Genomic DNA, 13,139 nt, shown 5'->3' with positions numbered 1-13,139 from the left:
TGGCTTCGTGGGTGCGCCGTGGTGGCGGCTGCTGCTGGCATCACGACCCGAACTCCTGGTCGATGAAGGCGAAGAGCTCGTCGGCCGCCGCCGTCTCCAGGTGCTCGGCGACGTCGTCCGCGTCGCCGGAACCGGTGGCGGGGCCATCGGCCGGGCCGTCCGGCGCCGGGCCGCCACGGTCCCCGTCCCATTGGGACAGCAGGCGCTTCAGCCGGTCGGCCACCATCGCGCGGGTGGCGTCGTCGGCTGCCGCGTCGGTGCCGAGCAACGCGGCTTCCAGCCGGTCGAGTTCAGCGGCCACGTCCGACGGGTCGTCCGCCGCCACGGGGGCGATCTCCTCTCCCAGGTGTCCGGCCAGCGCGGCGGGGGTCGGGTAGTCGAAGATGAGGGTGGCGGGGAGCCGCAGCCCGGTGGCCGCGTTCAGCCGGTTGCGCAGCTCGACCGCGGTGAGTGAGTCGAAGCCGAGCTCCAGGAAGCCGCGATCGGTGACCACCGCGGACGCCGTCCCATGGCCCAGGACCGTGGCGGCGTGTTCCTGGACCAGACGCAGCAGCGTCCGCTGCCGCTCCCCCTGGCCGAGCCCGGCCAGCCGCCGCGCCAGTGGCGCCTCCTGGGTGCCGGCGTCTTCCTGGGCCGAGGCGCGCCGGAGCGGGGCGGGCCGTCGTACGAGTCCGTTGAGCAACGGGGGTACGGGCGTGGCGTCGGCGGCGGCCGCCAGGTGGCCGAGGTCGAGCCGCGCGGGCACCACCACGCCCTCCGCCAGCCGGCCGGCCGTGTCGAACAGCCGCAGCCCCTCCTCGGAGGGGAACGGCACCAGTCCGACCCGGGTCATCCGCGAGAGGTCCGCCTGGCCGAGGTGTCCGGTCATTCCGGTGCGCTCGGCCCACAGGCCCCAGGCGAGCGACACCCCGGGCAGGCCCATCGCCCGGCGCCGCTGGGCCAGTCCGTCCAGGAACGTGTTGGCGGCGGCGTAGTTGGCCTGGCCCGCGGATCCCAGGACCCCGGCGGTCGACGAGAACAGGGCGAACATGGCCATATCGAAACGGCGCGTCAGCTCGTGCAGATGCCACGCCCCGTCGACCTTGGCCCGCAGCACCGCGTCGAGCCGCTCCGGCGTCAGCGAGGCCACCGTTCCGTCGTCCAGGATGCCCGCGGCGTGGACCACACCGGTCAGGCCGTGTCCGTCGGGGAGGTCCGCCAGCAGATCGGCCAGCGCGTCGCGGTCGGCGACATCGCAGGCGGCGACGGTGACCGAGGCTCCCAGGGCCGTCAGCTCCGCCTCGAGCGCCGCCATGCTCTCGGCCGCGCGGCCACGGCGGCTGACCAGCAGCAGCCGGCGTATGCCGCGCTCCGCCACCAGATGCCGGGCGATCAGTCCGCCCAGGACGCCACCGGCGCCGGTGATCAGTACGGTGCCCTCCGGGGCCGGCGCGGCCGGAACGCTCAGCACCAGCTTGCCCACATGGCGCGCCTGGCTCATGAACCGGAACGCCTCGGGAGCCCTGCGCACATCCCACACCCGTGCGGGCAGCGGCTCCAGCACACCACGCTCGAACAGGGCCACGATCTCCGCGAGCATCTCCCCGATGTGCTCGGGGCCCGCCTCCCCCAGGTCGAACGCCCGGTACAGCACGCCCGGATGAGCCGCTGCCACCGCCTCGGCGGACCGAACATCCGTCTTGCCCATCTCGATGAACCGCCCGCCCTCGCCGAGCAGCCGCAGCGACGCGTCCACGAACTCACCGGACAGGGCGTCCAGGACCACATCCACACCGCGACCGGCCGAGGAGTCCCTGAACCGCTCCTCGAACTCCAGCGTGCGCGACGACGCGATATGCGCCTCGTCCAGCCCGAGGCCGCGCAGGAGGTCCCACTTGGTCTCGCTCGCGGTCGCGAACACCTCGATGCCCCAGGCCCGCGCCAGCCGCACCGCCGCCATTCCCACGCCACCGGCGGCGGAATGGACCAGCAGCGACTCACCGCGCCGTAGGCCCGCCAGCTCCCGCAGCGCGTACAAGGCCGTCACGAACACCACGGGGACGGACGCGGCCTCGGTGAAGGACCAGCCGTCCGGGATCCGCACCAGGGTGCGGTGATCCACCACGGCCAACGGCCCGAAACCACCGGACCACAGCCCCATCACCCGGTCGCCGACGGCGAGGGAGGTCACACCGGAGCCGGAGGCCACGACCACACCGGCCCCCTCGCCACCCATCATGGCCTCGTCCGGATACATGCCCAGGGAGATGAGGACATCACGGAAGTTCAGGCCCGTGGCACGCACGGCGACCCGCACCTCGTGCTCGCCGAGCTCCCGGCCGGCGTCCGTGGCCGTGGCCAGCGTCAGCCCCTCCAGCGTGCCCGCTCCGGACGCCTCCAGTCGCCACGCCTCCGTGCCATCCGGTGGCGTCAGCACTCCCCTCGCCGCACCGGGGGTCAGACGTGGCACCAGCACCTCGGCCCCGCGCACCGCGAGCTGCGGCTCCCCGGTGGACACCGCCTGGTGCACCAGGGCGAGCGATGGCTCGGTGCCATCCACGTCCAGCAGGACGAAACGGTCCGGATGCTCGGCCTGCGCCGATCGCACCAGCCCCCAGACCGGGGCCGCGGCCAGATCACGCGGGTCCTCACCGTCCTCGGTGGCCAGCGCGCCCCGGGTGACGAACACCAGCCGGGACGCGGCGAACCCGTCCTCCGCCAGCCACGCCCGCACCATGTCCAGGGTCCGGTGGGCCACGGCGTGTGCCGCCGGGACGACGTCCTCGCCGGGGGCGGCGGACACGGTTACGAACACCAGGTCCGGCATGGGAGCGCCCGATCGCACATGTGCCGCGAGAGCGGCCAGGTCGGCGTGTTCCTCCACCGATCCATCGGCCGCCTTCAACGCCCTGGCCAGGCCGGATGGGTCCGGTCCGGCCACGGCGCATCGGTCGGTGGCGGGGACCGAGGCGGTTGTGGGCCCCGCGATCCACTCCACTCGGTACAGCGACTCGCCGTCGTCGGCGGACGATGCGAGCTGTGCTTCCGAGACCGGGCGGGTGACCAGCTCCTCCGCCGTCGCCACCGGCGTTCCGGCGGCGTCGGCCACCAGGACGGACATCCCATCGGCGCTCGTACGGGCCAGCCGTACCCGCAGGGAGGTCGCGCCGGCGGCGTGCAACGACACGCCGCTCCATACGAACGGCAGCCGGGTCCTGTCCCTCTCCGGATACGAGGCGGCGCACACCAGCCAGGCGTGCAGTGCCGTGTCGAGCAGCGCGGGATGCAACCCGAACCGGGCCGCGTCGGCGCGCGACTCCTCGGGTAGCGCCACCTCGGCGAAGACCTCGTCGCCCTTGCGCCAGACGGCGCGCAGCCCTCGGAACACCGGTCCGTACGCCAGCCCGGTGGCCGCCACATCGTCGTAGAAGCCCGCGGTCCCGACCGCCTCCGCGCCCGCCGGTGGCCAGGCCTTCAGGTCCGCCGGGCCGGTCGTCCCGTCGATGGCGGTGGAGTTCAGGGCCACGATGCCCTTCGCATGGCACGTCCACGAGGCGTTCGGGACGTCGTCACGGCGGGCGTGCACGCTGAACTCGCGCTGCCCGTCCTGCCTGGGCCCGCCCACGGCCAACTGCACCTGGACCGCCCCCTCGTCGGGCAGCACCAGGGGCGCCTCCAGCGTCAGCTCCTCCAACCGGTCGCAACCGACCGCGTCACCGGCCCTCGACGCCAGCTCGACAAACGCCGTACCGGGCAGGATGGCCCGGCCCAGCACCGCATGGTCGGCGAGCCAGGGGTGGGTACGGAGCGAGAGCCGACCGGTGAGCAGGAAACCGTCCGAGTCGGGCAGCGGCACGGCGGCCCCCAGCAACGGATGCCCGGCCGAGTCCAGCCCCACCGATGCCACATCACCCGCGGTCTCGACGGCCTCGGACTCCAGCCAGAAGTGGGTGCGCTGGAAGGCATACGTCGGCAGATCCACGCGCTCCGCGCCCGTTCCCGCGAAGAGCCCTGCCCAGTTGACGGACGCGCCACCCACGTACGCCTCGGCCAAGGAGGTCATGAAGCGCTCCAGACCACCTTCGTCACGGCGCAACGACCCGACCGCGGTGACCCGGGTGCCGTGATCCTCGGCTGTCTGCTCCACCCCCATCGTCAGGACGGGATGGGCACTGGCCTCGATAAACACCTGGAAACCGTCGGCCAGCAGCGCACGCACGGTCTCGTCGAAACGGACCGTCTGACGCAGATTGCGGTACCAGTACCCGGCGTCGAGTTCCTCGGTGTCCAGCACCCCACCGGTCACCGTCGAATAGAACGGCACCGACGAAGGCCGAGGGCTGATCCCCGCGAGCGCTTGCCGAAGCTCATCTTCGATGGCCTCCACATGGGCGCAGTGCGAGGCGTAGTCCACGGGGATACGCCGCGCCCGGACCTCGCCCGCCGCGCATGCCGCCAGCAGCTCGTCCAACGCGTCCGCGTCGCCGGATACCACCACGGCCGAGGGCCCGTTCACCGCCGCCACCGACAACCGCTCACCCCACCGGCCCAGCCGCTCCCGCACCTCCTCCACCGGCAACGACACCGACACCATCCCGCCGAGCCCCGACAACGCCCGCAACGCCCTGCTCCGCAACGCCACCACCCGCGCCGCATCCTCCAACGACAACGCACCCGCCACACACGCCGCCGCCATCTCACCCTGCGAATGACCGATGACGGCCGAAGGCTCGACACCGTACGAACGCCACAACTCCGCCAACGACACCATCACCGCCCACAACACCGGCTGCACCACATCCACCCGCTCCAACGCCATCGCATCGCCGAGCACATCCACCAACGACCAGTCCACGAACGGCGCCAACGCCACCGCACACTCCGCGATCCGCTCAGCGAACACCGGAGACGACTCCAGCAACCCCGCCGCCATCCCCACCCACTGCGACCCCTGACCAGGGAAGACAAGCACCGCGTGGTCCCGAGCGGTCGCCATCCCGCGCACCACACCGGGGGTCACGTTCCCCTCGGCCAACGCGCCCAGGCCGTTGACGAGACCGTCCCCGTCTCCCGCCAGCACCACCGCGCGGTGTTCGAAGACACTGCGCGTGGTCGCCAACGACAGCCCGACATCGGCGGGCGAAACCTCTCCGTGCCCGCGCACATGCGTCAGCAGCCGTTCCGCCTGTGCCTCGACCGCGGTGTCCGACCGTCCGGAGATCACCCATGGCGTGATCTCCGGCAGTTCCCTGGTCCGGGTGTCGCCGTCGGCATCATGGCCAGGGGCTTCGTCGAGCGGGGCCTGCTCCAGCACGGCGTGCGCGTTGGTTCCGCTCATCCCGAAGGAGGAGACCGCCGCGCGGCGCGGCCGTCCCGTCTCCGGCCAGGGCATATCGTCCGTCAGCAGGCGCAACCCACCCGCGGACCAGTCCACATGCGGCGATGGCTCGTCCAGGTGCAGGGTGCGCGGCAGCACGCCGTGCCGCATGCCGAGCACCATCTTGATCACACCGGCCACACCCGCCGCCGCCTGCGTGTGCCCGATGTTCGACTTCACCGAGCCCAGCAGCAGCGGCCGTTCTTCGGGGCGGCCCCTGCCGTACGTGGCCAGCAGGGCCTGCGCCTCGATGGGGTCGCCCAGCTTGGTGCCGGTGCCATGGGCCTCGACCGCGTCCACCTCGGCCGCCGGCAGCCGGGCGTTCTCCAACGCGGCGCGGATCACCCGCTGTTGCGAGGGGCCGTTCGGGGCGGTGAGGCCGTTGCTCGCACCATCCTGGTTGATGGCGGTGCCTCGTACGAGGGCGAGCACACGGTGTCCGTTCCGGCGTGCGTCCGACAGGCGCTCCAGCAGCAGCACACCGACGCCCTCCGCCGGGCCGAAGCCATCGGCGGCGGCGGAGAAGGGCTTGCAGCGCCCGTCCGGTGCCAGCCCCCGCTGGCGGCTGAAGCCGACGAAGGTCCAGGGGGTGGACATGACGGCGGTGCCACCGGCCAGGGCCAGGGAGCACTCGCCCTGCCGCAGTGACTGCGCGGCCAGGTGCAGCGCCACCAGCGACGACGAGCACGCCGTGTCGACGGCGACGGCCGGCCCTTCGAAGCCGAACGCATAGGCGAGCCGACCGGAGGTGACGCTGAGGGCGTTACCGGTGAGCAGATAGCCCTCGACACCGCTCGACGGCCGGATCGGGCCCGCGCCGTATCCGTGTGATCCGGCGCCCACGAACACACCGGTCTGACTGCCGCGCAGGGAGGCCGGGTCGATGCCCGCGCGCTCGAAGGTCTCCCAGGACGTCTCCAGCAGCAGTCGGTGCTGCGGATCCATCGCCACCGCCTCACGCGGTGAGATGCCGAAGAACGCCGCGTCGAATTCACCCGCGCCGTCGACGAAGCCACCGTGGCGCGTGTAGGTCTTCCCGGGGACGTCGGGGTCGGCGTCGTAGAGTCCGTCGAGCTCCCAGCCACGGTCTTCGGGGAAGCCGGATATCGCGTCACGGCCCTCGGTCAGCAGGTCCCACAGCTCCTCCGGGGACCGGACACCGCCGGGCAGACGACACCCCATGGCGACGATGGCGATCGGATCGTCGTCCGGCTCGGCCCGGGTGACGGGCGCGGGTGCCGAGGGGACATCGCCCTCCCGGAGGCCGAGCAGTTCCGTGCGGAGGTATTCCGCGAGCGCGGCGGGGGTCGGGTAGTCGAAGACGACCGTGGCGGGCAGCCGCTCGCCGGTGGCCGCGTTCAGCCGGTTCCGCAGCTCCACCGCCGTGAGTGAGTCGAAACCGTGCTCCTTGAACGAGATCTCCGGCTCGACCGCGTCTTGTGTGCTGTGGCCGAGGACGGTGGCGGCCTGGTCCTGGACCATGCGCAGCACCATCCGCTCCCGCTCCGCGTCGCCCACCCGGCGCAGGCGCTGCCGTAGCGACGCCTCCTCCGCGGCGGGCGCCGTCCGGGCCAGAGCGCGGCGGACCACGGTGGCCCGTTCCGGTCGGCCGTCGCCGGGCTCCGCTGTCGCGGCCGCGAACTGCTCCTCCGTCACCGGCCGCGCCACCAGCGCGTCCACCGTGGCCACCGGTGTTCCGGCCGGGTCGGCGACCAGCGCGGACAGGGTGTCGATGCCCTGGCGGGCCAGCCGTACGCGGAGCATCGACGCCCCGGTCGCGTGCAACGACACACCGTTCCAGAGGAACGGCAGCCGGATGCCGTCCGCATCGCCCGGGAGGGGGGCCAGACCCGGCTGCAAGGCGGTGTCCAGCAGGGCCGGGTGGATGCCGAACCGGGGCACCTCGCGACGGGCTTCCTCGGGCAGCACCACTTCCGCGAAGAGCTCGTCACCGCGGCGCCATACCGCGCGAACGCCGCGGAAGATGGGCCCGTACGCCACGCCGGTGTGGGCCAGCCGCTCGTAGAAGCCGGTCATATCGACGGCTTCCGCGCCGGTCGGCGGCCATATGCTGAGGTCAGCGGCGTGGCTCTGGGCCTCGCCGTGGGCTTCGCCGTGGACCAGCGTTCCCGAGGCATACCGGGTCCACGGCCGGTCCGTCGTGTCTTCCGGCCGCGCGTACACCCGTACGGGACGTCCGCCGTCCTCCTCGGGCCCGCCGACGGTCAACTGGAGCTGTACGGAGCCCTGTTCGGGAAGCACCAGAGGCGCCTCCAGCGTCAGCTCCTCCACGCGATCGCATCCGGCCGCGTCACCGGCTCGCAGCGCCAACTCGACGAACGCGGACGCGGGCAGCAGGGCCCGGCCGAGCACGGTGTGTTCGGCGAGCCAGGGGTGCGTACGGAGCGAGAGGCGGCCCGTCAGCAACCACCCGTCCGAGTCGGGCAGCGCGGTCGCCGCGCCGAGGAGGGGGTGATCGGCGGAGGTCAGTCCGGCCGAGGACACATCGCCCGCCACGGCTGAGGGCTCGACCCAGTAGCGCTGGTGCTGGAAGGCGTACGTCGGCAAGTCGACGCGTCGGGCACCCGTGCCCGCGAACATGGCCGCCCAGTCGACGGCGGCGCCGCCGACGTATGCCTCGGCGAGGGAGGTGGCGAACCGGTCGAGACCGCCTTCGTCGCGGCGCAGTGATCCGACGGCGGTGATGTGCGCGCCGTGGTCCTGGGCCGTCTGCTCCACGCCCATCGTCAGGACGGGGTGGGCGCTGGCCTCGATGAACGTATCGAAGCCGTCGGCGAGCAGGGCGCGGACGGTCTCGTCGAAGCGCACCGTCTGACGCAGATTGCGGTACCAGTACCCGGCGTCCAGCTCCTGGGTGTCCAGCACACCTGCCGTGACCGTGGAGTAGAACGGAACCGACGACGAGCGCGGAGCGATCCCCGCGAGGGCCTGCCGAAGCTCGTCCTCGATGGCCTCGACGTGAGCACAGTGCGAGGCGTAGTCCACGGGAATGCGACGCGCCCGGATCTCGTCCGCCTCGCACGCCGTCAGCAGCTCGTCCAGCGCGTCCGCGTCGCCGGAGACCACGACCGCCGACGGCCCGTTCACCGCCGCCACCGACAACCGCTCGCCCCACGACGCGAGCCGCTCCCGTACGCGCTCCACAGGCAGCGACACCGACACCATGCCACCGCGCCCGGACAGCGCCCGCAGGGCTCGACTGCGCAGGGCCACCACCTTCGCCGCGTCCTCCAGTGACAACGCACCCGCCACACACGCCGCCGCGATCTCACCCTGAGAGTGGCCAATGACGGCCGCGGGCTCGACACCGTACGAACGCCACAGCTCAGCCAGCGACACCATCACCGCCCACAACACGGGCTGCACCACGTCCACCCGCTCCAGCGCCGCGGGGTCGCCGAGCACATCCACCAGCGACCAGTCCACGAACGGCGCCAACGCCACCGCACACTCACCCACCCGCTCCGCGAACACCGGAGACGACTCCAACAGCCCCGCCGCCATCCCCACCCACTGCGACCCCTGACCAGGGAAGACGTAAGCGACGCGGTCCGAGGAGCCAGTAGCCGCCCCGCGCACCACACCCGTCGCCTCACGGCCTTCGGCCAGCGCGGTCAGGCCACTGACAAGCGCGGTACGGTCGGCGCCCAGCACCACCGCCCGCCGCTCGAACACGGCGCGCGTGGTGACCAGCGACAGACCGACATCCACCGACGCCGGACCGGCCTCCTCGCCCACTACCGACAGCAAGCGCGCGGCCTGCTCCCGGAGCCCCGCGTCGGACCGCGCCGATACCACCCACGGCACCACGCTGCTCGGTTCAGAGGTGGCGTCCGTGGCGGCATCGGACACCGTCGGCCCCTGCTCCAGGATCACATGGGCGTTGGTACCGCTCACGCCGAAGGAGGAGATGCCCGCCCGTCGGGGCCGACCGGTCTCGGGCCACGCCACCGGGGCGGTCAGAAGCTCCACCGCACCCGCGGACCAGTTCACATGCGGTGACGGCTCATCGATGTGCAGGGTCCGCGGAAGCAGGCCGTGGCGCATGGCCAGCACCGACTTGATGACCCCGGCCACACCGGCCGCGGCCTGGGTGTGGCCGATGTTGGACTTGATCGAGCCGAGCCACAGCGGACGCTCGTCGGGCCGCTCCTGCCCGTACGTGGCCAGCAGCGCCTGCGCCTCGATCGGATCGCCGAGCGTCGTACCCGTGCCGTGCGCCTCGACCGTATCGACGTCGCCGGCCGACAGCCGGGCGTTCGCCAGGGCGGCGCGGATCACCCGCTGCTGCGACGGTCCGCTCGGTGCGGTGAGGCCATTGCTCGCACCGTCCTGGTTCACGGCGGAGCCGCGTACCACTGCCAGCACCTGATGGCCGTTGCGCCGCGCATCCGAGACCCGCTCCAGCAGCAGCAAGCCCACGCCCTCGCCCCAGCCGGTGCCGTCCGCGGCTGCCGCGAACGCCTTGCACCGGCCGTCGGCCGCCAGACCGCGCTGTCGGCTGAACTCCACGAAGAGCTCGGGAGTGGACATGATGGTGACACCGCCGGCGAGCGCCAGCGAGCACTCGCCCTGCCGCAGGGACTGCGCCGCCAGATGCAGCGCGACCAGCGACGACGAACAGGCGGTGTCCACCGTGACCGCCGGGCCCTCGAAACCGAAGGTGTAGGAGATACGGCCGGAGACGACACTGGCGGCGCTGCTGGTGACCAGGTGCCCCTCGACGTGCTCCGCTGCCGCCTGGCGCAGGCTGGTTGCGTAGTCCTGGCCGTTGCTGCCCACGAAGACCCCGGTCTGACTGCCCCGGAGCAGCGTGGGATCGATCCCGGCCCGCTCGAACGCCTCCCACGATGTCTCCAGCAGGAGCCGCTGCTGCGGGTCCATTGCCACCGCCTCACGTGGCGAGATGCCGAAGAACTTCGGGTCGAAGTCGCCCGCTCCCTCGAGGAACCCGCCCTCGCGGACGTAGCTCTTGCCGTGCTCGTCCGGATCCAGCCCGTAGAGCGTGTCCAGGTCCCATCCGCGGTCGGTGGGGAACTCGGTCAGCACCTCGCGCCCGGCGATCAGCAGCTGCCACAGGTCTTCCGGTGTCCGCACCTCGCCCGGGAAGCGGCAGCTCATGGCCACAATGGCGATGGGCTCGTCGTCGGTGGCCACGGCGACGGGCAACGCCGCATCCGCGCCGTTCCGCAGCCCCATCACCTCGGTGCGCACCAGTTTGACCAGCGCCGTCACGGTGGGGTGGTCGAAGAGCAGGGTGCTCGGCAGGCTCAGCCCGGTGGCCGCGTTCAGTCGGTTGCGCAGGGTCACCGCCGCGAGGGAGTCAAAGCCCAGTTCCTTGAAGGCCCGGTCGGCATCGATGGCCTCAGGACGGCGGTGTCCCAGGACGGCTGCCACATGGGACCGCACGAACTCCAGGAGGACACGGTCTCGTTCCGCCGTCCCCAGCCCGGCGAGTCGGCGCCGAAGCGACCCATCAGTGGTCGTGACCTCGTTGGCGGTGTCGGGTGAGCCGTGGGCCATGAGGTCGTGCAGGAGTCGGCGCGAACGGGTGTCCGCCATCGTCCCGGCGAGGATGTCCCACTCAACGTCGGCGACGATCAGAGCCGCTGCCGTCGGATGGTTGACGCTCTGCTCCAGGGTGGCGACGGCCGACTCGGGGGCCATCGCGGGGAGGCCGTGGCGCCGCCACCGGTCCGCGGCGGCCTCTGCCATGCCGTGGGCGGCCCAGGGACCCCAGGCCACCGAGGTGGCCGGGAGCCCCGCACCGCGCCGCCACTCCGCCAACGCGTCCAAAGTCGCGTTCGCCGCCGCATAGTTCGCCTGCCCAGCGGCACCCACCGTCCCCGAGAACGAGGAGAACAGCACAAACGCCGAAAGGTCCACCTCCCGCGTCAGCTCGTGCAGATGCCACGCCGCCTCGGACTTCGCCCGCAACACGCCCTCGAACCGGTCCACCGACAGCCCGTCCAGCACACCGTCATCCAGCACCCCCGCCGTATGTACGACAGCCGTCAGCGGGAACTCCTCCGGCACCCCGGCCAACACCCCGGCCAGCGCATCCCGGTCACCCACATCACACGCCGAAACCGTCACCCGAGCACCCATCTCACGCAGCTCGGCACACAGCTCATCCACGCCCGCGGCCTCAGCACCACGACGCGACACCAACAGCAGATGCTCCGCACCCGACCGCGCCAACCACCGCGCCACATGGGCACCCAACGCACCCGTACCACCGGTCACCAACACCGTCCCCGACGGCTCCCAGCCCTCGAGGCCATGTGCACCCTCGACCGCACGGACCACACGGCGGCCGAACACACCCGATGCCCGCATCGCAGCCTCGGTCTCGCCCGCGCGACCACTCACCACACCCACCAGCCGGTCCGCCACCCGCGCATCCCACACCTCAGGCAGGTCGAGCAGGCCGCCCCAGCGCTCCGGGGCCTCCAGCCCGGCGACCCGGCCCAGCCCCCACACCGCCGCCTGCTCCGCATTCAACGGGCTCTCCGAACCGCCCACCGCCACCGCACCCCGCGTCACACACCACACACGGCCGCCTACGCCCGCATCCCCGATCCCCTGAAGCAGGGACAACGTCAGCGCCAGCCCCAACGGCACCGCCCCGTACTCACCGTGCCGCCCCTCTGCCAGGGCCAGCAGCGACACCACACCCGCGGCGTCGGAGACTTCGGCCTCATCCAGGGCCCGGCGCAGCCGGGCCGCCAGCACCGCGCGGTCGGCGTCGTCCTGCCCCAGCTCGACCACGACAGGCAGGGCACCGCGCCCGGCCAACGCGGCCACGCAGTCCGCAACCCACTCATCCCCGGCCAACCCCGCCGGGACCGCCACCAGCCACGTGCCCGTCAGCGCAGCACCCGCCACGTCCGAAACGGGCGCCCACGACACCCGATAGTGCCGGCGATCAGCCACCTGAGTCAGCGCCGGGGCCGTGCCGCTACGGACCGGCTCCAGCCAGAAGCGCTCCCGCTGGAACGCGTACGTCGGCAACTCCACACGGCGGGGGCGGGCCGGCGCCAACAGGGCTGACCAGTCGACCTGCCGCCCTCGTACATAGATCTCGGCGAGCGCCTCCTGCAGCGAAGGGATCTCGCCCCGGCCATCGCGCAGCACCGATGCGAAGAGCGCGTCGGAGACGGACTCCTGCCCCATCCCGGACAGCACCCCGTCCGGACCCAGCTCCAGGAAAGTGGTGACTCCCGCGTCCGCCAGACTCCGTACCCCGTCCGCGAACCGCACGGCCTCACGCACATGCCGCACCCAGTACTCGGCCGAGCACAGCGCCTCGGCACCCGCGACCAGACCCGTCACATTCGACACGACGGGAATACGCGGAGGCCCATACGACAACCCCTCAGCCACCCGCCGGAACTCCGCCAGCATCGGCTCCATCAACGGCGAATGGAACGCATGCGAAACGCGCAGCCGCTTCGTCTTGACGCCCCCGGCCTCCAGCAACCCGACAACCTCCGCCACCGCCACCTCAGCACCAGAAATCACGGTCGAACACGGACCATTGACCGCCGCCACACTCACCTCAACCTCACGACCAGCCAGCAACGGCACCACATCCGCCTCAGCCGCCCGCACCGACACCATCACCCCACCCAACGGCAACCCCTGCATCAACCGCCCACGAGCCGCCACCAACACACACGCATCCGCAAGCGACACCACACCCGCCACATACGCCGCCACCACCTCACCAATCGAATGCCCAGCCACCAAATCCGGCCGC

Annotated in this window: 1 protein-coding gene; it reads right to left on the bottom strand. The window is 72.1% G+C overall.

Going from position 1 to position 13,139, the window contains the following annotated elements:
* Positions 1-40: 40 nt before the first annotated feature.
* Entirely contained in the window at positions 41-13,126 is a 13,086-nt protein-coding gene (locus GWI24_RS09545; RefSeq protein ID WP_374103287.1) for an SDR family NAD(P)-dependent oxidoreductase, read from the bottom strand.
* Positions 13,127-13,139: the final 13 nt, after the last annotated feature.

Origin of the sequence: Streptomyces sp. MK37H, from assembly GCF_018035285.1 — a bacterium.
Taxonomy (GTDB): Bacteria; Actinomycetota; Actinomycetes; order Streptomycetales; family Streptomycetaceae; genus Streptomyces; species Streptomyces endocoffeicus.
The sequence above is the reverse complement of the archived record's forward strand: the minus strand, read 5'-3'. Positions and strand labels throughout refer to the sequence as shown.